Annotated in this window: 15 protein-coding genes; 6 read left to right on the top strand and 9 right to left on the bottom strand. The window is 73.8% G+C overall.

Going from position 1 to position 21,737, the window contains the following annotated elements; translation table 11 throughout:
- Nucleotides 1–2: 2 nt before the first annotated feature.
- Nucleotides 3–620, bottom strand: coding sequence for a cytochrome c oxidase subunit 3 (locus tag ANAE109_RS14680; protein ID WP_012097665.1), 618 nt, complete (start codon nucleotides 618–620; stop codon nucleotides 3–5).
- A gap of 130 nt (nucleotides 621–750) precedes the next feature.
- On the opposite strand from ANAE109_RS14680, the gene ANAE109_RS14685 reads away from it, so the two are divergent.
- The 3 genes from ANAE109_RS14685 to ANAE109_RS14695 all read left to right on the top strand — a co-directional run bounded on the left by ANAE109_RS14685 (nucleotide 751) and on the right by ANAE109_RS14695 (nucleotide 4,282).
- On the top strand, nucleotides 751–1,404 hold the full coding sequence (locus ANAE109_RS14685; protein WP_012097666.1) for an SCO family protein: 654 nt from the start codon (nucleotides 751–753) through the stop codon (nucleotides 1,402–1,404).
- 257 nt (nucleotides 1,405–1,661) lie between these two features.
- Nucleotides 1,662–3,662 (top strand): cation/acetate symporter, encoded by a 2,001-nt coding sequence (locus ANAE109_RS14690; protein WP_012097667.1) that lies wholly within the window; start codon nucleotides 1,662–1,664, stop codon nucleotides 3,660–3,662.
- Between the two features lie 80 nt (nucleotides 3,663–3,742).
- Nucleotides 3,743–4,282, top strand: coding sequence for a hypothetical protein (locus ANAE109_RS14695; protein ID WP_012097668.1), 540 nt, complete (start codon nucleotides 3,743–3,745; stop codon nucleotides 4,280–4,282).
- Between the two features lie 4 nt (nucleotides 4,283–4,286).
- Here ANAE109_RS14695 and ANAE109_RS14700 read toward each other — a convergent pair whose 3' ends face one another.
- The gene (locus tag ANAE109_RS14700; protein ID WP_012097669.1) at nucleotides 4,287–6,911 is read right to left on the bottom strand and encodes an AsmA-like C-terminal region-containing protein; all 2,625 of its coding nucleotides are present in this window, start codon (nucleotides 6,909–6,911) and stop codon (nucleotides 4,287–4,289) included.
- A 247-nt stretch (nucleotides 6,912–7,158) separates the two neighbouring features.
- On the opposite strand from ANAE109_RS14700, the gene ANAE109_RS14705 reads away from it, so the two are divergent.
- Nucleotides 7,159–7,479: a hypothetical protein gene (locus tag ANAE109_RS14705; RefSeq protein ID WP_012097670.1), complete on the top strand. Its 321-nt coding sequence runs from the start codon at nucleotides 7,159–7,161 to the stop codon at nucleotides 7,477–7,479.
- A gap of 5 nt (nucleotides 7,480–7,484) precedes the next feature.
- On the opposite strand, the gene ANAE109_RS14710 is transcribed toward ANAE109_RS14705, so the two are convergent.
- Nucleotides 7,485–8,450, bottom strand: coding sequence for a methyltransferase domain-containing protein (locus tag ANAE109_RS14710; protein ID WP_012097671.1), 966 nt, complete (start codon nucleotides 8,448–8,450; stop codon nucleotides 7,485–7,487).
- A gap of 327 nt (nucleotides 8,451–8,777) precedes the next feature.
- Here ANAE109_RS14710 and ANAE109_RS14715 point away from each other — a divergent pair, with 327 nt between their 5' ends.
- Nucleotides 8,778–11,027, top strand: a complete 2,250-nt coding sequence (locus ANAE109_RS14715) for an MSCRAMM family adhesin SdrC (protein ID WP_234945301.1) — start codon at nucleotides 8,778–8,780, stop codon at nucleotides 11,025–11,027.
- Between the two features lie 819 nt (nucleotides 11,028–11,846).
- On the opposite strand, the gene ANAE109_RS23530 is transcribed toward ANAE109_RS14715, so the two are convergent.
- The 3 genes from ANAE109_RS23530 to ANAE109_RS14730 form a co-directional block, all read right to left on the bottom strand.
- Nucleotides 11,847–12,302 (bottom strand): hypothetical protein, encoded by a 456-nt coding sequence (locus tag ANAE109_RS23530; RefSeq protein ID WP_012097674.1) that lies wholly within the window; start codon nucleotides 12,300–12,302, stop codon nucleotides 11,847–11,849.
- A gap of 53 nt (nucleotides 12,303–12,355) precedes the next feature.
- Nucleotides 12,356–13,570 (bottom strand): trans-acting enoyl reductase family protein, encoded by a 1,215-nt coding sequence (locus ANAE109_RS14725; RefSeq protein WP_012097675.1) that lies wholly within the window; start codon nucleotides 13,568–13,570, stop codon nucleotides 12,356–12,358.
- 85 nt (nucleotides 13,571–13,655) lie between these two features.
- The gene (locus ANAE109_RS14730; RefSeq protein WP_012097676.1) at nucleotides 13,656–15,347 is read right to left on the bottom strand and encodes a methyl-accepting chemotaxis protein; all 1,692 of its coding nucleotides are present in this window, start codon (nucleotides 15,345–15,347) and stop codon (nucleotides 13,656–13,658) included.
- 616 nt (nucleotides 15,348–15,963) lie between these two features.
- On the opposite strand from ANAE109_RS14730, the gene ANAE109_RS14735 reads away from it, so the two are divergent.
- A complete protein-coding gene (locus ANAE109_RS14735; protein WP_143827978.1) occupies nucleotides 15,964–16,272 on the top strand; it encodes a hypothetical protein in 309 nt (102 codons plus the stop codon).
- A 24-nt stretch (nucleotides 16,273–16,296) separates the two neighbouring features.
- On the opposite strand, the gene ANAE109_RS14740 is transcribed toward ANAE109_RS14735, so the two are convergent.
- Genes ANAE109_RS14740 through ANAE109_RS14750 form a run of 3 tightly spaced genes read right to left on the bottom strand, consistent with a single transcriptional unit; the run spans nucleotide 16,297 to nucleotide 21,698 of the window.
- Nucleotides 16,297–18,075, bottom strand: coding sequence for an acyl-CoA dehydrogenase family protein (locus ANAE109_RS14740; protein ID WP_012097677.1), 1,779 nt, complete (start codon nucleotides 18,073–18,075; stop codon nucleotides 16,297–16,299).
- Between the two features lie 41 nt (nucleotides 18,076–18,116).
- Nucleotides 18,117–19,289: an acetyl-CoA C-acyltransferase gene (locus ANAE109_RS14745; protein WP_012097678.1), complete on the bottom strand. Its 1,173-nt coding sequence runs from the start codon at nucleotides 19,287–19,289 to the stop codon at nucleotides 18,117–18,119.
- A 21-nt stretch (nucleotides 19,290–19,310) separates the two neighbouring features.
- Entirely contained in the window at nucleotides 19,311–21,698 is a 2,388-nt protein-coding gene (locus ANAE109_RS14750; protein ID WP_012097679.1) for a 3-hydroxyacyl-CoA dehydrogenase/enoyl-CoA hydratase family protein, read from the bottom strand.
- Between the last annotated feature and the right edge of the window lie 39 nt (nucleotides 21,699–21,737).

Genomic DNA, 21,737 nt, shown 5'->3' on the forward strand with positions numbered 1-21,737 from the left:
CCTCAGGGCATGAGGTAGACGAAGGAGAAGACGAAGATCCAGACGAAGTCGACGAAGCACCAGTACAGCCCGAGGAGCTCGACGTGGTGCGCGGTCGCGAGCCCGCGCAGGTAGCGCGCGAGCACGGCGAGGATGTAGACGACGCCGACCAGCACGTGCAGCCCGTGGTAGCCGGTGATCACGTAGAAGGTGCTCGCGCGCGCCGAGCGACCGAGGACGAGCCCCTCCTCCGTGAGCCCCGGCCCCCAGAGCCCGAACCACTCGTGGTACTGGCCGGCCAGGAACAGCACGCCGCCCGCGGCGGTCACCGCGAGGAGCGCGGCGGCGGCGCGGCGCCGGCCCTCGGCCGCGGCCGCCCAGGCGAGCACGTTCGTGAGGCTCGTGGCGACGAGCAGGAACGTGAGGAGGGCGGTGAACGGGATCGCGAGCGCCGGCTCGCCCTGCCGGATCCACTCCGGCTGGCCGCTCCGCAGGATCCCCATCGCGATGAGCAGGCCGGCGAACGAGAAGGCGTCCGAGAGGAGGAAGATCCACATGCCGATCTTCCCCGGCGTCGCCGCGCCGTACTGGGCGTCCGGCGGCCAGGCAGCTGGCGCGTGACCGTGGAGCGCGACAGCCATGCGAGGTCCTCGAGCGATGAGACTCGGACTCGGCTAAGGTTGGCGCTGCTACGCCGCGGCGCCATGCCGCAATCCATCCTCGTTGGGTCCGCCGGCTTGACCGCGCGCGATCGCGGACTACGACGAGGGCATGCCCGCCTCCGCGCGCGCCGCACGACTCGACTCCGCGGTCCGCGCCGCTGCTGCTCGTCCGCTCCTCTGGGTGGGAGCCGTCCTCCTGCTCGCCGCCTGGCCGGTGGTCTGGGCGCTGCGGACAGACGTGCCGCCTCCGCCGCCCGTGCTGGGGGAGGTGCCCGCGTTCGAGCTCGTCGATCAGGACGGGCGAGCGTTCGGCTCCGCCGACCTGTCCGGCCGGATCTGGGTGGCGAGCTTCATCTTCACCCGCTGTCCGACCGTCTGCCCGGCCATCACGCGTCAGATGGAGCGCGTGCAGGAACGGACGCGGAGCCTCGAGCCGGCGCTCCACCTCGTCTCGTTCAGCGTCGATCCCGAGCACGACACGCCCGCCCGGCTCGCCGCCTACGCGCGCGAGCACCGCGCGAATCCTCGCCGGTGGCGGTTCCTCACCGGCTCCACCGACGCGGTGCGGGAGACGGTCGAGCGGGGCCTGCGGGTGAGCATGGGCCGCGAGGGGGGCGACCCCTCGCCTGCCGCCATCTCGCACGGCACGCACCTCGTCCTCATCGACAGCTCGGCGCGGATCCGCGGCTACTACGACCCCGCCGAACCCGACGCCCTCGACCGGCTGGTGCGCGACGCCGCGCTCCTCGCCAACCGCGGATGATCCGCCCCGGCAGCCGCCTCCCTTCGTGGACCAGCGCGGTCGGGTGAGGGAGCTTCCCCCGGTTGTGGACGAGACGCGCGACGTGGGACCGTGCCGCCCCGGTCCAGGTCAGTCTCCCGACGACCAAGGCCCCCGCCACACGCCGCGCCGCGCCCACGGTCAGTCTCCGCCGCGACGATCAAGGGTCCAGACAGAAAACCCCGCACCCGACTCGCCGCGGCGCAAGCGCGCCGGCGTGCCGAGCGACGGAGCTCTTCATGAGCAGCGAGATGTACGAACGGATGCGCAGCAACCCCAAGTTCCACCTGCTGGTCGCCCGGCGTGGACGGTTCGCGTGGACCCTCGCGATCACCGTCCTGGCCGTCTTCTACGGCTTCGTGATGCTGGTGGCCTTCAACCCCGGCGCGCTCGGCGTGCCGGTCGCGGACGGCTCGCCCTTGACGGTCGGCGTGGCCCTCGGCCTCTTCATGTTCGTCTTCTTCTGGATCCTCACCGCCCTCTACGTCCGGCGGGCGAACGGCGAGTTCGACGCGCTGACCGCGGACGTCGTGAAGGACGCCCGGGACCGGGCGGCGCAGGAGGCCGCGCGCAAGGCCGGCTCGGTCGCCCAGCGCACGCTGGGCGCCCTGCTCCTGCTCGCCGCACCCGCCCTCGCCCTCGCGGGCCCGGCGGTGGACGGGATCGCGGAGAAGCAGCCCCTCAACGTGCACGCCATCGGGATGTTCCTCGCGTTCGTCGCCCTGACGATGGGGATCACCTACTGGGCGTCGCGCCGGACCCGCTCCACGGCCGACTTCTACACGGCCGGCGGCGGCATCACCGGCTTCCAGAACGGCCTCGCCATCGCCGGTGACTACATGTCGGCGGCCACGCTGCTCGGCCTCACCGCCATGACGTACACGCAGGGCTTCGACGGCTACATGTACATGATCGCGTTCTTCGTGGGCTGGCCGGTCATCCTGTTCCTCATGGCCGAGCGCCTGCGGAACCTGGGCCGCTTCACCTTCGCCGACATCACGTCCTACCGCCTCGACCAGGGGAAGGTGCGCACGATGGCGGCGGTCTCGTCGCTCATCGTGGTGTGCTTCTACCTCATCGCCCAGATGGTGGGCGCCGGCCAGCTCATCAAGCTGCTGTTCGGGCTCGACTACGCCGTGGCGGTGATCGCCGTGGGCACGCTGATGATGGTCTACGTGATCTTCGGCGGGATGATCGCCACCACGTGGGTGCAGATCATCAAGGCGGGCATGCTGCTCACCGGCGGCACGCTGGTGATGGTGCTCGCCATGAGCCGGTTCGGCTTCTCCTACGCCACGCTGGTCGAGCGGGCCACCGCCGTCCACAAGCTCGGGCCCAAGCTCTTCGCGCCCGGCCCGCTCCTCGCCGATCCGGTGAACGCCATCTCGCTGGGCATGGGGCTCATGTTCGGCACGGCCGGCCTGCCCCACATCCTGATGCGCTTCTTCACGGTCACGAACGCCAAGGAGGCCCGCAAGTCCGTGCTCTACGCCTCGGGCTTCGTCGGCTACTTCTTCAACGTCATCTTCCTGATGGGCCTCTGCGCGATCCTCATCGTCGGCCAGGACCCCGCCTTCTTCGAGGGCGGCAAGCTCGTCGGCGGCGGCAACATGGTGGCCATGCACCTCGCCAAGGCCGTCGGCGGGAACTACCTCCTCGGCTTCCTCGCGGCCGTCGCCTTCGCGACCATCCTCGCGGTCGTCTCGGGCCTCGCGCTCGCGGGCGCCTCCGCGATCTCGCACGACCTCTACGCGCGCGTCATCAAGCAGGGGAAGGCGACCGAGCAGGCCGAGATGCGCGTCTCCAAGATGGCGACGGTCGGCCTCGGGATCGTGGCCATCGGCCTCGGGATCCTCTTCGAGAAGCAGAACGTGGCGTTCATGGTGGGCCTCGCCTTCGGCATCGCCGCCGCGGCGAACTTCCCGGTGCTGATCCTCTCGATGTACTGGAAGGGCCTCACCACCCGGGGCGCCGTCGCGGGCGGCTACGGCGGCCTCGTCTCCGCGGTGCTGTTCGTCCTGCTCTCGAAGTCGGTGTGGGTGAGCGTCCTCGGCAACGCGAAGGCGATCTTCCCTTACGACCAGCCCGCGCTCTTCGCGATGCCCGTCGCGTTCCTCGTGACCTTCGTCGTCTCGAGGCTCGACGCGTCCCCGCGCGCCCGCGCCGAGGCGGAGGCGTTCGAGGATCAATACGTGCGCGCCCAGACCGGCTTCGGGGCGGCGACGGCGAGCAAGCACTGAAGGCGCCGGCGGCGGGGCCCCGGCGAATTCCACGCCGCCGGGGCGCCCGCCCCGCCGCCGCCCGAGGTAGAGTTCCCGCCATGGAAGAGCCCAGGGCGATGGGGATGGTGCTGGCGATGCTGGTCAACGCGGCGGGCAAGCCCGTCCGCAACGGCTCCGCGAAGGGACAGCTCTACGCGACGGGCGGCGAGCTCATGGTCGTCCGCCCGAGCGCCGGCGCGGAGCTCCTGCAGCGGGCCGCGACGGTGCTCCTGCTCGGCTCCATCGCCGCGGTGCTGGTGAACCTGTTCACGTGGAAGAACCCGGCGGTGCTGTGGGGGGCGATCGCGGCCCAGGCCGTCTACTGGCTCACGCTCCCCGCGCGCCGCCGCGCGCTCGAGCCGGAGCCGCTCGACGCCCGCGGCCTCGCCGCCGCCCGCAGCGCGGGCCGCGTGGCGATCCACCTCCCGGCGAGCGCGATCCTGCGGACCGTCGCGCCCGAGCCTCCGCGCAGCGGCTTCCGCAAGCCCGCCCGGTTCGAGCTCGCCGACGGCGCGCTCGAGGTGTACCTGTCGCCTCGGCAGCACGCCGAGCTCGCGGCCGCGCTGGGCCTGCGCGAGGTGCCGGCCCCGCGGGGCTGAGCCCTCACCTCCCGAACAGCCCCTTCAGCTTCTTCTTCGCCTCCTCCTCCAGCCTCTTCTGCTGCTTCTCGGCCTCCTCCCGCGCCTTCGCCTCCGCCTCCGCCTTCTTCTTCGCGGTCACCTCGCCCACGGACGAGCCCTCGACGCCGACGGCCCGGCCGATCGCCCCGGCCGCGGCCTGCTCCACGATGGCCTTCACCGCCGCGTCCAGCGCGAGCCCCCCCACGCTGGGCCTCCACGCCGGGCCGCTCAGCTCGAAGGCGACGGGGATCGGGCCCGTGGGCTTCGCGCGACCGCCGGTGATCCTCGAGATGAGCTCGGGCGCGAGCGCGAACGTCGCGGGCATGGCGAGCGTGCCGTCGAGCCGCAAGCCTCCCTCGAGCGAGAGCGTGCCCTGCCCGGTCTCGGCGCGCAGCGGCTTCGACAGCGACGCGAGGCCGTTCGCGATCTTGAAGCCGAACGGCAGCTCCTTGCCGAGCTTCGTCGCGCCGGCCTCCGGCAGGCGGGACGCCGCGAACGGGAGCTTCGCCGCGAGGGGGCTCGCCACCGAGGCGACCAGGTCCTTGCCGAAGAAGGCGCCGTTGCGCAGCGTGCCGTCCACGCCGCCCGTGACCGACTTCGTCAGGAGCCCGGCGTTCCAGCCGGTGCCGCCGAGCTTCAACACGGCGTCGAGCGTCCCGCCGATCACCTTGCGGTCGCCGAGCAGCTTCAGCGCCTCCTCGCCGGCGACTCCCTTCAGGTCGAGCGCGACCTCGAACGGCGCGTCGGGGCGCGCCACCGCGAGGTGCGTGCCGGCGGCCGACACCGCGCCGCCGAAGGCCTCCAGGCGCGCCTGCTCGAAGGTGACCTCGTCGCCCTTCACGCGCACCCGCACGGCGACGTTGCGCGCCTCGAGGTGCTTCATGCGCAGCTGGCCGAGGCGCAGGTCGGCGACCCCGGAGAGCCCGGCGAACGCCGCCGGATCGAGCGGCTCGGTCTCCTCCTTCGCGGGCTCCTTCGCCTCGGGCGCGGGGAGGAGCAGCTCGTCCAAATCCAGCCGCTCGCCGCGCAGCTCCGCCTCGAACGTCGTGGTGGCCGTCTTGCCCGCGCCCGCCAGCGCCACCTTCCCCTTCCCATCGAGCCGCGAGCGCAGGACCGCGAGCTGGACGGCGTCGAGCCGCACCTCCTGCCCGCCGCCCGCCTGGCGGTAGGTACCGGTGGCCCGCAGCGACATGGGATCGCCGGGCTTCTTCGCGAGCGTCCCGCCCGGCCGGAGGTCCGCGCCGGCGAGATCGAGCGTCGCGTCGAAGCGCATGCTCCCGCCCCCCTGCGCCGCGTCGGCCCGCACGAGCAGGGTCAGGGGCGCGCCGGCCGCCTTCGCGAGCTGCTGCGGTACCACGAGCCGCACCGGCGTGAGATCGACGCGGAGCTCGGCCGTCTGCGCCGCCTCGCCGCCCGAGCCGCGCACCACGAGCCCGATCGGTCCGGCGACCACGACACCCCCCATCTGCTTCCTGAGGGGCGGGTAGTACGGGACGAGCGCCTGCGGGTCGAGGTTTCGCCCGACGATCTCCAGCCCCTCGAACCTGGGCGAGTCACCGTTGAGCCCGGTCGCCCGCCCCTTTCCGACGAGCGCCGCAGGCCCGGCGGTGAGCTCCAGCTTGCCGATGCGAAGCTCCCCCGCCTTCATGTCCGCCTCGAGGTCCGAGTCGAGCGCGACGTCCAGCGCCTTGCCGCCCTCCTGCCCGGCGAAGGCGAGCTGCGTCGCGCGAAAGCCCCCGCGGACCTCGAGCGGTCCCTCTCCGCCCGGGACGGCGCCGCCGAGATCCGCGGAGAGATCCGCCTGGAAGCGCCCTCCCCGAAAGCCGAGCTCGGCCGGCAGGAAGGGGGCGAGCGGATCGAGGACGATCGGCTGCACCTTCAGCACGACCTCCTCCGGGACGACCTCGAGCGACGCGGGCAGCGGCGCCGCCTTCACGCGCAGCTCCAGGTTCTGCGTCTGCGCGAGCACCGCCGCGCGGACCACCAGCTCGAGCGGCTTGCCAGTCTCGAGGTCCTTCACCTCGACGTCGAGATCGTCGACGTACAGCTCCTTCGCGCCCGGGACGGTGCGGTCCAGGAAGGCGATGCGCGCGTTCTCGACCGCCGCCCGATCCACGCGGAGCAGGCGGAAGGGAGGCTGCTCCGGCGGCGCAGGCTCGGCGGGCCGCTCCTCCTCGGGCTTCGCCAGGCGGTCCGCGACGCGCTCCAGGTTCGTGGTGCCGTCGGGCAGCTTCACGACGTTGACGCGGAGCCCCTCGAGGACCGCCTCGTCGACCTGGATCTCCTCTCCGCCGGTCCGGAGGGCACGGAGGAGGTTCGCCTCCACCTCCGCGCGCCGGAGCTCGGCGAGCGGCAGCGGCTCCCCCTCGCCGGCGCCGATCTTCACGTCGGTCACCCGCACGCCCAGGCCGCCCCAGAGCTTGGTCGCGACGCCCCCGATCTCGACCGGGCGGCCGAGCTGCTGCGAGAGCGTCGCGGCCTGCTTTCGGGCCTGGGAGAGCAGGATGCGGTCGAGCGCGAGGAGCACGCCCGCGACGAGGACGACCAGGACGAGGACGACGGCGGCGAGGATCTTCGGCCAGCGCCGCTTCGGACGGGGCTCGGACATGCGCGCAAGCTACGGCAGACGACGCTGGGTGTCAGCGGATCCGTGGGGCTGGGCTGGGCCGCCTCGCGGGAAGCAGGGCGCCGAAGGCGTTGAAATCCTTCGTCGTCCGGGATAGATAAGCAAGGACGAGCGTCGGCGGGGCCTCCGGGCCCGACGAACACGGCGCCTCCACCCACATCGCAGCCGTGCCGGCCGAGCAGACGCCACGCGTCGCCGAGCCGCCGCCGGGCCGAGATCACAGGACCACATGCTGGACAGACCGCACCAAGAGAACCGCAACGGCGCCCGCGGCAACAACCGGCGCCGCCGCCAGCGCCCCGCGCGCGGCCCGGGAGGGCGCCGCGAGGAGCGCATCACGCTGACCGAGGAGGGGGTTCCCGCCGCGACGCCCGACGCGACGCCGGTGTCGCCGGTGGTCTTCGTCTCGGACGAGGCCCGCGCCCGCTACCCCTGGATCCCGGGGCGGGTGATCGCCGGGAGCGTCTGGCGCGGCCCGGATCACACCCGCGTCCGCGTGGACGAGAACGGGAACGCCGCGCCCTGGAAGACCGTACGGCGCGCCGGGTAGCAGGCTCAGCGCTTCACCGCGACCACGAAGTAGCCCGAGGTCCGCCGCTCGCGGTCGTCGAGGTGGTCGAAGGGAGCCCGGAGCCTCCGCGCCGGGAGCCCGTCCTCCTCCTCGTGCAGCAGCTCGGTGCGCACCTCGAAGAACCGGCGGATCGCCCGCGCGTGCGCGCTGTAGGGCAGCCGGTTGATGAGGTACACGCGGCGACCCCGCATGACCCGCCACGCCAGGCGCGACACGCCCCAGTGCCCGTTCCACTCCGGGAAGAGCTCGTGCGAGCGCAGGTCGATCTGGTGGCTCACGAAGCCGCCCGGCCTGAGCCAGCGTTGCATGGCGGCGTACGCCTCCTCCAAGTCGTCCACGTGCTCCATCACCGACTGCGAGTAGATCCAGTCCACCGAGGCGGGCTCGATCGCCGAGGCGGACGTCCACGGACAGTGATATCCGACGTGGATGGAGCCGCTCGGGCGGCCCTCGAGGGCCGCCCGGATCCCGTCGAGGCGGGCCGGCTCGAGGCTCGCCCGGAGCGCGTCGCGGCCCAGGATTCGGCTCGGGAAGAACTCGCCGTCCAGCAGGTGGTCGTAGTTGGGCCACCCCCATGACGGGTTCGGCCGGCGCTCGCGCAGGAACGCGATCAGCTCCTCCAGCACGAGCCCGTTGTGGGCGGCGAGCGAGTACGGGACCACGTCGAGCCCGGCGTAGCGCTCCGCGCCGGCGAGGAGCATGGCGAGGCCGATGCCGATCGAGTCCCCCGGCCCGATCTCGGCGACCGAGCGCGGCACCGCGCCCATGCCGGCCTCCGCGCACAGGGTGAGGTGCTTCAGGAAGACCTCGTAGCAGTAGGGAGCGGAGTCGGTCCCGCCGGTGCGCCCCCAGCTGCGCCGCGCGCCCGGCAGGCAGGTCTGCAGGCCGCGCGCGACCTGCACCGCCGACGGCGGCAGCACGCGCTTCAGATCCGAGACTCGGAGAGACACGCAGCCTCCGGGCGCCGCGCGATCGCCTGCCGGCGCCTACCTTCCGCTGGGAGTGGAACCCTACCCCGCCCGCCCCCCTGTGGCAGCGTGACCTCGCGGGGACGCTCGGACGAGGGGCCCTGGGTGCGCGCTCCGCCGCGTGGCCCGAACCGCCGCCGGCGCGCGTACCGCGGCGCACCCGGCCCCACGACCACCTTCACGGAGCGGAAAATACCCGGGCGATCTCGGCGCGCGGGCCCCCTATGATGCCGCCGCTCCCCGGAGGTGCTCCAGATGACGTGCGCGCTCTCTTCCCGTGCTGCCGCGGCACTCGCGGCGTCCTTGATCGTGTTCGCGACGGCGTGCGGTGGTGGCGGCGGCGCTTCGGCGTCGCGCTGTGACGGCGCGACGTGGACCGGGGACGACCCCGCCGCGGATCGCGACGGCGACGGGCTCCTGAACGCGGACGAGTGCGCGGGCGGGCTCGATCCCGCGCGAGCGGACACCGACGGCGACGGCGCGCTCGACGGGGCGGAGGTCGCCGCAGGCACGGACCCAGCGGACGCGGACACGGACGACGACGGCCTCGCCGACGGGGCGGAGACGAGCCAAGGCACCGACCCGAAGGACGCCGACACCGACGGCGACGAGCTGACGGACGGCGCGGAGGTGGACGGCGGGACCGACCCGACCCTCTCGGACACGGACGCCGACGGCCTCGCCGACGGGGACGAGGGGACCTACGGGACCGATCCCCGGAGCGCCGACTCGGATTCGGACGGGCTGGGCGACGGGGACGAGATCGCCCTCGGCTACGACCCGGCGGACCCGACCGACCCTCCCTCCGGCGGCGTGTGCGGCGTGCTCGCCGCCTGCGCTCGCGACGCGCTCGCCCCGGTGCACTGGGCGGAGCGCGCGGTGGGAGACTTCAGGCTCGCGTTGCCGGGCAGCGCCGCGACGAGCGAGGTCGCGTTCACGGGAGCGCCGGCCGGCCGTCGCGCGGCGGTCGGCTTCGACCTGCGCGACGCCACGGTCGCCGGGTTCCTCTTGTCGATGGACGAGCCGGTCGCGGGCGGCAGCCCCGCCGCGCAGCTCGACGCCCTCGCGGCCCGCCTCGCGGCGGCGACCGGCGCCCCGTGGACGGGGACCGAGCCCGTCGCCGGCCGCGCGATCCAGACCTGGGACGGGTTCCCCGCGATCGTGTCCGCGCGCGTGAACCTCACCGGCCCCAGCGACCTGCCTGCCGTGCGGCTCGCGGCGCTGGCGGCGATGGCCGGCCTCCCTACCACCGCGCTCTCCGGCCTTCCCAGCGGGGCGACGTTCGGCGCGGGCACGGACTTCGTCCTGGGGCTCGAGGTGGTCTCGCGCGAGAACGCGCAGGGCGACGCGAAGCGCGTGGTGGTCGTCGCGGCGATCGCGCCGAAGGCCGAGTTCGACGCTCGCGCGAAGCCGGCGCGGCTCGCGCTCTCCGACCTGTCGGGTGGTACCGCGATCGGTCAGTCCGGCGACGGCGAGAGCACGCGCTGCGAGCACCTCGACGTGGCGAGCGAGCCCAAGGCGGACTTCGTCTGGATGAGCGACATCTCCGCCTCGACGGACGACGAGCGCGGCCCGATCGCGGGGAACGCCCGCGCGGTGTTCACGCGGCTCGAGGACCTCGGGATCGACTTCCGCATGGGCGTCGTGAAGCACACCTCAAACTCGGTGACGGACAGGACCCCCGCGGGCCAGCTCCTCGGCGCGGGGTTCACGCGCGACGAGACCACCTTCGCCGGCTTCTGGTCCGACGTCGCGAGCAGCGACGGCCAGGAGTACGGCCTCACCGCCGTCGACGACGTGATCGGCCCGGCCGGCACCGCGGTCCCGCGCACCGCGACCGAGGAAGCTCGCAAGGTCCGGGAGGGCGTGAAGCTCGTCGTCGTCTACGTCTCCGACGAGCACGCCCAGGAGGTGGAGAGAACCTGCTCGGCGGCGGTGAAGGACGCGTGCAACAACCCCAGCGACGCGGACTACCCATGCGCGGATCTCACCGGCAACGCCTGCATCGCCGGGGCGGTCCAGCCATTCATCGACACGCTCGCCGCCCAGGACGCGATCGCCTTCGGGATCATCGCGCCGCCCCCCGGGGGCTGTGCGACGAGCTACGAGGTCGGCTGGGGATACGCGGAGGCGATCCAGGCGACCGGCGGCTCCTACGGCTCCGTCTGCGCCTCGGATCCCGGGCAGACGCTCGACGACATCGTCAACGCCGTCGCGGGCGCGTCCTCCAGCATGAAGCTCACCGGAGCCCCCATCGCCCTCACGCTCAAGGTCGTCGTCACGCCTGCGAACGCCGCCTGCGCTCCCGACGACCCCACCGCCGGGCTCCGCGAGCTCGCGCGCAGCCAGGTGGACGGCTTCGACTACGACCCGGTGAGCAACACCATCTTCTTCGTCGGCCCGAGCCGCCCGCAGCTCGGCGACACCGTCACGGTGAGCTACCGGGAGTGGGTGGACCGGACCGCGAACCCGGACCCGGACGGCACCGACTGCTGCGGCGGGTGCAACGACCGGATGTGGTGCAACGTCGCCACGTGCAAGTGCCAGTCGGCCGGCTGAGGAAGGAGCCATGGGGCCGGCTGGCGGACCGCTGTGCGCGGCCTCCCCTCGTTCGCACGCCGACGGGCCGGTGACGCCCATCTCGCCCGCGCAAGCAAGTCCCGCCGCGCCGGGATTGAGCCTCGCCGCGACCTGCGGTCTCCTTCTCGCTCGAGCGAGCGCGGAGGCGAATGGAACCGGAGCTGCGGGCAGCGTTGTTGAAGATGTACCTCGAGCGGCTGCGATCGCTGGGCGACGACGACGCCGCGGCCATCCGCCTCGACGTGGACCCCGCGACCCTCCGCCAGGTCGAGGGCGCGCCGGTGTCGGGGTGGCTCCCGCTCGCCCTGGAGGTGGAGATCCTGCAGGCCGTCGAGCGTCGCCGGGGCGAGGACGGAGTGCGCCAGCTCGGGCGCGTGCTCGGGCGTGTCGCCGTCGAGAGCCCCGTGTTCCGCCCGCTGGTCGCCGCCACGTTCGCGATGCTGGGGCGCCTGCCGGCGACGCTCGTCCCGCTCGCGATGCGGGGATGGGAGCTCGCGACGCGACATGCGGGACGGGCCTCTTACCGGTGGGTCGGGCTGCGGCTCGCGCACGGCGTCCTGGACGACCTCCCGCCCGTCTGCCGGAACCGCGCCCATCTCGTGCGCACCTGCGGCGCGATCGAAGGGTTGTTCGACTCCGTGGGTCGTATCGCGCGTGGAGCTCGAATGGGAGGCAGGGTCCGAGCGCGCCGTGTTCGCCGTCTCTTGGCGATCGCCGCCGCGCACTCCGCCGGGTCGCTCCGTCCGGCGGCCCACCGAGGCGGGTCCCAGCCGGCGCGGCCATCGCGGCCCAGCGGCGCTAAGGCGACCAGACCGGCTTCAAGGAAGCGTCGATGCGCCAGCGCAGCGAGAGCTGCACGTGCCCCCAGCCTCCGGCGCGGGGGGTGGAGCGGTCGAGCGCCGCGGGCGTGAAGTCGAAGCGGAGCCCGGTGGCGACGAGGAAGTGCGAGACGCTCGCCAGCGGCTCGAGGTGCGCGCGGTCGAGGAGGTGAGCGGCGAGCTCGGTCCGCTTGCCGCGGATGGAGAGCTTGGGCTCGTACCCCGGCACCGCCACGCGCGGCTGGCACAGGTCCCCCACGCACGCGGGGGCCGCGCCGTCGGCGGCGATCCCCTCCGCCGTCGCGAGCGGAGCTCTCAGGTCCTCGAGCGCCGCGTGAGAGGTCACGGCCGGCCGCTCGACCAGGCGAAGCAGCGGCCTCGCGGTCGAGCCGCTCCCGGCCAGCACGGCGACGAGGGGTATCCACGCGAGCGGCATCCCCTTTTCATCTAGGGATCGGCGCGGACCAGCTCAACTGCCCGTCCGTGCCCCTACGCACGCACCAGGGGCCCGATCTCGATCTGCAAGCCGGCGGCCTCGAGGCGGTCGAGCAGCAGGAGGCCGAGCCCGGTCGCCGGCGTGAGGACCCCGCCGGCGGGCGAGCGCGGCAGCGCGTCGCGCTGCATCGCGAGGGCGAGCGCCGCCTGGCAGAGGCACATCACCGTCACGCGGCTGCCGGGATCCCCGCTCGCGGCGAGCGTCGCCCGCACGAGCCGCCCGGAAGCCGCCTCGCCCACCAGGCGCAGCCGCACGGCTCCGTGCTCGCGGGCGGTCTCCGGCGGTCCCTCTCCGGGCGCGGGCCCCAGGCGCCGGATGAGCGCGCGCGACGGCTCCCACGCGAGCGCGCGCTCGAGGATCTTCAGGCCCAGCCGCGTCGCCGCCGCGGCCGCGCGCGTGCGGTGCTCGCCCGCCTCCTCGTACGCGAACTCCGGCCCGTAGCCGCGCCCCGCCGCGGCGAGGAGCGCGTTGCTGCGCCGGACGACTCGGGTGTTCACGCGCGCCATCGCGAAGGGCGCGAGCCAGACGCGGCGGACCGGATCCCATTCGACGGCGTCGCGGTCCACGCTGCGCGCCCGCTCCGCGTCGCTCGCGTGCTCCGGAGGGTTGAGGAGCAGCACGTCGCGGCCGACCTCGAGCTCCCCGGTCTCCGCCGAGTGCAACAGGGTCGCGAGCGTCCCACCGCTCCAGCCGCCGCGCAGCGCGAAGCTCGCGCTCACCCGGCGGGTGTCCTGCCCCCAGCGATCGCGGATGAAGGAGGCGACGAGGAGCGTGCCGAGATCCGAGGGAACCGAGTCGAACCCGCAGAACGGCACGAGGCGGATCCCCGCCGCGGCGGCCGCGGCGTGGTGACGGTCCACGAGGCCGCGGACCCACGCCGTCTCGCCCGTGATGTCGGCGTAGTCGGTGCGCTGGCGGACGCACGCCTCCACGACCGGGCCACCTCGATGGGCGAACGGACCCGCGGTGCTGGCCAGCACCCGGGTGCCGGCGGCCAGCTCGTCGAGCGTGGCGGGATCGTCGGCGTCGGCGACGACGAGGCCGCTGGCGTGCGTCTCGGCCTGGAGCAGCTCGAGCTTCGCGCGGTTGCGACCGGCGACCGCCCAGAGGAGGCCCGGGGTCGCGTGCTCCGACAGGTACCGCGCCGCCTGCCGGCCGGCGAAGCCGGTCGCACCGAAGAGCGTGACGTCGTACCGCCTGCCGGCCACCCGGATTTGCCCGCCCGCACCACCCTCGCACCGGCGGGGCCGCGGCGCACTCGCCTGGGCGGGTCCGCCCCCGGCGAGGTCACGGTCATGCGCGCGCGCCGCCCGCCTTCGGGAGCGGCCGGGACTCCGGCTCCGGGCCGGCGCCGCCGCGCCACGCCGTCCAGCCGGCGCCGTCCTCGAGGAGCGGGCGGCTCCTCGTCGAGGGCGGAGGCAGCGGCTTCGGCGTCGAGTCGGCCGGCGCGGTCGAGCTCGGCGCCGAGCCCAGCTCGTCGCGCACCTGGAAGAACCCGACCAGCCGCTGCAGCGACTCGGCCTGCGCCGCCAGCTCCTCGGCCGTGGACGAGAGCTCCTCGGCAGCGGCGGCGTTCCGCTGGGTGGTCTGGTCCACGACCGCCATGGCCCGCGAGACCTGCTCCACGCCGGCCGCCTGCTCCTGGGACGCCGCCGCCACCTCCTGGACGAGCTCCGCCGTGCTCCGGATGCCCGGCACGAGCTCGCGGATGAGCGTGGCCGAGCGCTCCGACACCGCCACGCTCGACCCGGCGAGCGTCCCGATCTCCTTCGCCGCCTTCTGCGCGCGCTCCGCGAGCTTGCGCACCTCGGCCGCGACGACGGCGAACCCCCGGCCGTGCTCGCCGGCGCGCGCCGCCTCGATCGCGGCGTTCAGCGCGAGGAGGTTCGTCTGGTAGGCGATCTCCTCGACGACCGAGATCCGCTCGGTGATCGCCTTCATGGCCGCGACGGTCTCGGCGACCGCGCGCCCACCCTCCTCCGCCCGGCCCGCCCCTGCGGTGGCCGCGGACGCGGTCTCCCGCGCGCCCTCGGCGTTGCGCGAGATCGACGCGTTCATCTCCTCGAGCGACGCGCTCGTCTCCTCCACGCTCGCCGCCTGCTCGCCGGTGCCCTGCGACAGGAGCTGCGAGGTCTCCGCCACCTGCTGGGCGGCGCCCCCCAGCGCGCCCGCGCCCGCGCGCACCTCGGCGATGACGGCGGCGAGCTTCTCCGCCATGGCCGCCATCGCCGCCTGGAGGCGGCCGAGCTCGTCGCGCCGCGTGACCGCCACCGCCTCGCGCAGGTCGCCCCGCGCGATCCGCTCCGCGACGCCGATCGCCCCGGCGAGCGGTCCGGTGATGCTGCGGATCACGATCGCCGCGCCGAGCACCAGCACCGCCACGATGGCGAGCGCCACGCCGAGGATCCGCCACGCCTCGTGGGCCGTCGCCGCCTCCAGGTCGTCGAGGTAGACGCCCGAGCCGACCACCCACCCCCAGGGCTCGAACAGCTTCACGTACGAGATCTTGCGGACGGGCTCGCGCGAGCCCGGCTTGGGCCAGAGGTAGGCGACCACGCCCGCCCCGCGCCGGCGCGCGGTGTCGACGAACTCCATGAAGAGCCGCTTGCCGGAGGGGTCCACCTCGTTCGCGAGGTCCTTCCCGTCCAGCTCGGGCTTGATCGGGTGGACGATCATCCGCGGCGCGAGGTCGTTCACCCAGAAGTACTCGCTCCCCTCGTAGCGGAGCGCCCGGATGGTGAGGATCGCGGCCGCCTGCGCCTCTTCCCGGGTGACCCGGCCCTCGGAGACGAGGCGGGCGTGCTCCCCCAGGACGCCGTGCACCGTCTCCACCGCGGCGCGGACCTTCGCCTCCCGCTCCTCGAGCATGCGCGACTCGAGCACCCGCACCGCCTGCCCAACGAGCGCGGCGAGCGCGAGGGCGCTCGCCCCGACGACGAGGCGCAGCTTCGCTGCCACGGTGAAGCTCCCCAGAAACCGAGTCATCTATCCTCCGGACGATGGTGCAGGACCTGCGTTGGAAGTCCCGTACCGCCGGGTCCCGGCGAGGAGCCGTCACGCCGAGTCGCCCGCTCGGGTCCGTGAATCCGCGGAGTTGCCACGGATCTGCGGGGGCCTGCAGACGATGCGGCGGCACGCAAGATGCGGGAGTGACGCGGGCCCCGGGTCAGGGCGGCCCGGGACAACCTGCCTCGTGGGATGCTGGCCGCCGCAAGCGCACACGCACGCCCGCGCGCAATACGGGCGGGCGGATCCCGCCCGCGGCGACGCGCACGATCCCCCGCGGCGACGCCTCGGCGAGCGCGCCGCGAGGCGCAGAACCCCGCGACGCTCTCGCGCCTCTCGGCACGGAGCCGGTTCATCCACCCACAGTGAACGCGTCCCGCGGGCCCTACGCGCCCTCGGAACAAGGCGAGCCTAGCGCCGCCCTCTGACACCGGGCGCGCGCGTCTCCGTCGGGTCGCTCGGCGCCATTTCTTTGACTTCCTACACGAGCGCCCTTGCGCGCCGGGAAGGCCCACCTAGCTTGATCGGCGGGTGGCAGCGTGGGCGGAGAGGGGCAGTGCCGGAGAGCGTCATGGGTGTGCTGGAGAGGATCCGGATGATGACCGCCGAGCAGCGCGCGGCGCTTCGCGCGATGGACGCGGAAGAGCGGCTCGCCCTCGAGATCGAGGAGCTCGAGGCGGAGCACCTCGCCGCGGAAGACGCCTACCTTCGCCGGCGCGACCGGCTGCTCGGGCGCGAGGTCCAGCAGAGCTACGTCGAGATCGAGACCGCCCGCGCGCTGCTGCACCGCGCGAAGGCGGAGCGGCAGCGGCGCTTCGAGCGGCGGCGCATGGCGGTGCTCGCCGGCCACGGGCTGAGCGCCGGCTTCCCCCCCTCGCAGCTCGATCTGCTCCCCGGCGAGTGACCGGGGGCGAGCCGGCGGGCGCCGTCAGAACGGGTAGCGCTCGATCTCGAGGGTGGCGGCCGCCAGCCGCCGCTTGGCGGGGAGCAGCCCGGTGGCGTCGTACCGGGTGAAGCGGCGGACGCCGCCGAGCAGCGCGGCGAGCGTGTCGCCCTCGGCGACGTAGAACGCGGCGCGGCGCGCGGCCGAGGCGAGCCGCTCCACCGCCGCGAACGTGTGGACCTTCACCGCCGCCGCGACGTCCGCCCGGCGCGACTCGGCGAGGCGCGGCGAGATCCTCTCGGCGCGCAGCAGCGCGCTCTCGATGGCGAAGACCTGGATGGCCACGTCCGCGAGCGCGAGCAGCACCTCCTGCTCGTCCTTGAGCGCGTCCTGGTGCCGTTGGACCGCGGCGCCCGCCAGGACGAGGAACGTCCGCTTCAGCCCGCCGAGGGCCGCCCGCTCCGCCGCGAACGGCCGGGACGGATCGGCGTCGTCGAGCGAGGGCGAGAGGAGCGCGTCCATCGCCTTCGCCACCTCGCGCTGCAGCGGGAGCTCCCCCTTCAGCGCGCGGCGCAGGATCGTGCCGGGCACGAGCAGGCGGTTGATCTCGTTCGTGCCCTCGAAGATCCGGTTGATGCGCTCGTCTCGGTAGTACTTCTCGGCCGGGTACTCCTGGATGAACCCGTAGCCCCCGTGGATCTGCACCACCTCGTCCACCACGTCGGCGAGCACCTCGCTGCAGAACACCTTCGCGACGGCGCACTCGATCGCGTACTCCTCGATGCCCTGCTGGTAGGCCTCGTAATAGCCCGGGGTGTCCTTCGGGATCGTCGCGAGCCGGTCGTCGATGAGGCCGGCGAGCCGGTAGACGAGGGACTCGGCGGCGAAGAGGGCGGCGGTGAGGTCCGCGACCTTCTCCTGGATGGCCCCGAAGCGCGCGATGGGGACGCCGAACTGCTTGCGGGCGTTCGCGTAGGCCGCGCCCGTCCCGAGCGCGAGCTTCGCCGCGCCGGTCACGGCCGCCCCGAGCTTGAAGCGGCCGACGTTGAGGACGTTGAACGCGATCTTGTGCCCCTTGCCGATCTCGCCGAGCACGTTCTCGACCGGCACCTGCGCGCCCTCGAAGATCACCGAGGTCGTGGAGGAGCCCTTGATGCCGAGCTTCTTCTCCTCCGGGCCCACGGTGAGGCCCGGCGTGGTCCGCTCCACCAGGAACGCGGTGAAGTGCTTCCGGTCCACGCGCGCGAACACGGTGAACAGATCGGCGAAGCTGCCGTTGGTGATGAACTGCTTCGTGCCCTCGAGGAGGTAGTGCCTCCCGTCGGGCGAGAGCGTCGCGCTCGCCTTGCCGCCGAGCGCGTCGCTCCCCGCCTCCGGCTCGGTGAGGCAGTACGCGGCGCTCCACTCCCCCGTGACCAGCTTCCCGAGGTAGCGATCCTTCTGGGCCTCCGTGCCGTAGTACACGAGCGGGAGCGTGCCGATGCCGCTGTGGGCCGCGTAGGACACCGAGAACGCGCCGCCGGCGCCCATCCGCTCCGCGGCGAGCATGCTCGTGGCCTTGTCGAGCGCGAGGCCACCGTACGCCTCCGGCGCGTCGATCATGAGCAGCCCCGCCTCGCCCGCCTTGCGCATGAGGGCGACCGCCAGGCCCGGCTCCTGGTGCTCGAGCCGCTCGAGGACCGGCCTCACCTCCTCGTCCACGAACTGCTCCGCCGTGCGCGCGATCTGCCGCTGCTCCTCGGTGAAGTCCTCCGGCGTGAAGACGTCGTCCTTCGTCGCCTCGGAGATGAGGTACTCCGCGCCCTTGAAGAGTCTCGCCGCCATGGTGTCGCCTCCCGGGCCGCCAGCGGCCCCGCCGCCGCGCGCTACGCGCGCTCGAAGACCGCCGCCGCGCCCATCCCGCCGCCCACGCACATCGACACCGCTCCGTACCGCTCGCCGGTCCTGCGCAGCCCGTGCAGCAGCGTGGCGGTGAGCTTCGCGCCGGTGCAGCCGAGCGGGTGGCCGAGCGCGATGGCCCCGCCGGTCGGGTTCACCCGCGCCGGGTCGAGCCCGAGCGCTCGCACGCAGGTGATCGCCTGGGCCGCGAAGGCCTCGTTCAGCTCCACCTGCCCGAGCTGCTCCTCGAGGATCCCGGCGCGCGCGAGCGCCAGCGGGATCGCCTCCACCGGTCCGATCCCCATGACCTCCGGCGGCACACCCCGCACCGCGTACGAGACGAAGCGGCCGAGCGGAGCGACCTCCGTCCGGGCGAGGAACGCCTCCGAGACCACGAGGACCGCGGCCGCCCCGTCCGTCATCTGGGAGGCGTTGCCGGCGGTGACGCTGCCGTTCGCCTTGAACGCCGGCGCGAGCCGCGCGAGCGCCTCCGGCGTGGTGTCGGCCCGCACCCCGTCGTCGGCCTCCACGCGCTCCCGCCCGCGCGCGAGCTTCCCGTCGACGAGCGCGACCCGCTCCACGTCCACCGGGACGAGCTCGCCGGCGAAGAGCCTCTGCGCCTGCGCCGCCGCCGCGCGCGCGTGGCTCTGCGCGGCGAAGGCGTCCTGGTCCTCGCGCGAGACGCGGTAGCGTGACGCGACGAGCTCGGCCGTGATCCCCATCGCGGCGTACGACTCGGGCCAGGAGGCGACGAGCCCGGGGTTCGCGCTGAACCTCGCGCCGCCCATGGGCACGAGGCTCATGCTCTCCGCCCCGCCGGCCACGATCACGTCGGCGTGGCCGGCCAGGATCCGCTCGGCCGCCGTCGCGATCGCCTGCAGCCCCGAGGCGCAGAAGCGGTTCACCGTCTGCCCCGGCACCTCCACCGGCAGGCCGGCGCGCATGGCCGCCACCCGCCCGAGGTTCATGCCCTGCTCGCCCTCGGGGAACGCGCAGCCCATGATGACGTCCTCGACGCGCCCCGGCTCGACCCCGGTCCGCTCGAGCAGCGCGCGGATCGCGATGGCCGCGAGGTCGTCGGGGCGGACGTCCTTCAGCTTCCCCTTCTTCGCCTTGCAGCCGGGTGTGCGGACGGCGCCGAGAATCCAGGCTCCACTCATGGTGATCACCCCTTCCGCGCGTCAGTTCCGCAGCGGCTTGCCCTTCTTCAGCATGTGCCGGATCCGCTCGAGGGTCTTCCGCTCGCCGCAGAGCCGGAGGAACGCCTCCCGCTCGAGGTCGAGCAACCACTGCTCGGTGACGGGGGTCCCGGCCGGCACGTCGCCGCCGGTGATGACCCCGGCGATGGTGCGACCGAGCTGCTCCTCGTACTCGGTGATGAACCCGCCCATGCGCAGGTTCCAGAGGCGCGTGGCGAGGCTCGCCGCCACCCCGCGCCCCGGCGCGCGGAGCGCGGTGGCCGGCGCTTGCGGGCGGTGGTTCGCGGCGAGGGCGATGGCCCGCTGCTTCGCGTCGTGGATCAGGCGGTCGGGGCCGAGCGTCACCCCGTCGCCGGCCCGGAGGAGCCCCATCCCGCGCAGCTCGTCGGCCGAGCCGCTCACCTTCGCGGTGGCGATGGCCTCGAAGTGCTTGAAGAGGAAGGGCGAGACGTCGGTCTCGTATCGCTCGGCGAGCCGCACCGCCCGGAGCGCCAGCTCCTTCGTGCCCCCGCCGGCGGGCAGGAGCCCGACGCCGACCTCGACGAGCCCCATGTACGTCTCGGCGAGCGGGTTCAGCGCGGTGGCGTGCAGGCAGAGCTCGCAGCCGCCGCCGAGGGCCAGCCCGTGCGGCGCGGCGACGACCGGCACCGCCGCGCACTTCACCGCCATCATCGCCTTCTGGAAGGCCCGCACGGTGAGGTCGATCTCGTCGTACGCCCCCTCGGCGATGGCCATGGCGACGAGCATCAGGTTGGCCCCCGCCGAGAAGGCCTGGCCCTGGTTGGCGACGACGAGCCCGCGCCCTTCGGCCTCGGCGCGGCGGAGCGCCCGGTGCACCATGGCGAGCACCTCGTCGCCGAGGGCGTTCATCTTGGTGTGGAACTCGAGGCAGAAGACGCCGTCGCCGAGGTCCAGCACCGACGCGCCCGCGTTCCGCTCGACCACCCCGCCCGACCTCGCGAGGACCTCGAGGTCGAGGTGGTCCGGCGGGCGTGGCACGTCCTGCCAGCCCTCGCCGTGCGCGAGGTCCACGTACCGCCGCCGCCCGCCCTCCTCCGAGTAGAACGAGGGCACGCCGTGGAGCGCGGCCGGGACGGGGACGCCGTCCGCCTGCGCCCGGCGCACGACCTCGGCGACGCCGATGGCGTCCATCATCTCGAACGGCCCGAGCTCCCAGCCGAAGCCCCAGCGCATCGCGGCGTCCACGTTGACCACGTCGTCCGCGATCTCGGGGACCCGCGCGAAGGCGTACAGGAGCGTGTCGCGCAGGCTCCGCCAGGCGAAGTCCGCCGCCGGGTCGGTGCCGGCGAGGACGGCCCGGAGCCGCCTCGCCGGGTCGTCGATCCCCCTGGCGGCCTCGACGGAGGCGAACCGGGGCTTCCTCGCCGGGAGGTACTCGCCGGTGCGGTGATCGAAGAAGAGGACCTGGGAACCCTCCGCGCCGCTCGTCTTCCTGAAGAAGCCGCCCTTCGCCTTGTCGCCGAGGAGGCCCCGCGCGACCATGCGGGCGACGAACTCGGGCAGGACGAAGGTGTCGCGCCGCTCGTCGTGGGGCAGCAGCTCGTACGAGTTCCGCGCCACGTGCGCGAGCGTGTCGAGCCCCACGAGATCGGCGGTGCGGAAGACCGCGCTCCGCGGGCGTGCGGTGGCGGGTCCGGCGACCGCGTCCACCTCCTCCACCGTCAGGCCGAGCTCGACCATGTGGTGGAGGGCGTTGCAGAGGGAGAACACGCCGATGCGGTTCGCCACGAAGTTCGGGGTGTCCTTGGCGCTCACGACCCCCTTCCCCAGCCGGACGCGGAGGAGCTCCGCCATGCGCGCCGCGACCGCCCGATCGGTGAAGCGGCTCGAGACGAGCTCCACGAGCCGCATGTAGCGCGGCGGGTTGAAGAAGTGGGTGACGAGCAGCCTGGGCCGGAGCGGCTCTGGGAGCGACTCGGCGAGCGCGTTCACCGAGAGCCCGCTCGTGTTGGTCGAGAGCACCGCGTCCGGCCGGAGGTGCGCCGCGACGCGCCCGAGGAGCTGCTGCTTCACGGCCAGGTCCTCGACGACCACCTCGATCACCCAGTCGCGGTCGCGGAGGCGAGGGAGATCGTCCTCGAGGTTGCCGACCTCGATCCTCCCCGCGTGCTCCGGCAGGTACAGCGGCGCCGGCTTCAGCCTCTCCAGCCCGGCGCGCCCCGCGGCCGCGATCCGATCGCGGACCGCGCGATCGCCGAGGCCCAGCCCCGCCGCGCGCTCTTCCTCGCTCGGCTCCTTCGGGACGACGTCCAGGAGGAGCACGCGGAACCCGGCGTTCGCGAGGTGGGCGGCGATCGTCGAGCCCATCACCCCCGCCCCGAGCACCGCCACCCTGTCGATCCGTTCCATGTCTCTCCCTCGCGGCCGGGCCCTTCCGCCTGCGCACTG

The sequence above is a fragment of the Anaeromyxobacter sp. Fw109-5 genome, from assembly GCF_000017505.1.
Lineage (GTDB): Bacteria > Myxococcota > Myxococcia > Myxococcales > Anaeromyxobacteraceae > Anaeromyxobacter.

Coding starts and splice junctions, on each gene's coding strand:
- ANAE109_RS14695 (WP_012097668.1), top strand. CDS start 3,743: ATGGAAGAGCCCAGGGCGATGGGGATGGTGCTGGCGATGCTGGTCAAC.
- ANAE109_RS14685 (WP_012097666.1), top strand. CDS start 751: ATGCCCGCCTCCGCGCGCGCCGCACGACTCGACTCCGCGGTCCGCGCC.
- ANAE109_RS14730 (WP_012097676.1), bottom strand. CDS start 15,347: ATGACTCGGTTTCTGGGGAGCTTCACCGTGGCAGCGAAGCTGCGCCTC.
- ANAE109_RS14750 (WP_012097679.1), bottom strand. CDS start 21,698: ATGGAACGGATCGACAGGGTGGCGGTGCTCGGGGCGGGGGTGATGGGC.
- ANAE109_RS14690 (WP_012097667.1), top strand. CDS start 1,662: ATGAGCAGCGAGATGTACGAACGGATGCGCAGCAACCCCAAGTTCCAC.
- ANAE109_RS14700 (WP_012097669.1), bottom strand. CDS start 6,911: ATGTCCGAGCCCCGTCCGAAGCGGCGCTGGCCGAAGATCCTCGCCGCC.
- ANAE109_RS14705 (WP_012097670.1), top strand. CDS start 7,159: ATGCTGGACAGACCGCACCAAGAGAACCGCAACGGCGCCCGCGGCAAC.
- ANAE109_RS14740 (WP_012097677.1), bottom strand. CDS start 18,075: ATGGCGGCGAGACTCTTCAAGGGCGCGGAGTACCTCATCTCCGAGGCG.
- ANAE109_RS23530 (WP_012097674.1), bottom strand. CDS start 12,302: ATGCCGCTCGCGTGGATACCCCTCGTCGCCGTGCTGGCCGGGAGCGGC.
- ANAE109_RS14735 (WP_143827978.1), top strand. CDS start 15,964: ATGATGACCGCCGAGCAGCGCGCGGCGCTTCGCGCGATGGACGCGGAA.
- ANAE109_RS14680 (WP_012097665.1), bottom strand. CDS start 620: ATGGCTGTCGCGCTCCACGGTCACGCGCCAGCTGCCTGGCCGCCGGAC.
- ANAE109_RS14745 (WP_012097678.1), bottom strand. CDS start 19,289: ATGAGTGGAGCCTGGATTCTCGGCGCCGTCCGCACACCCGGCTGCAAG.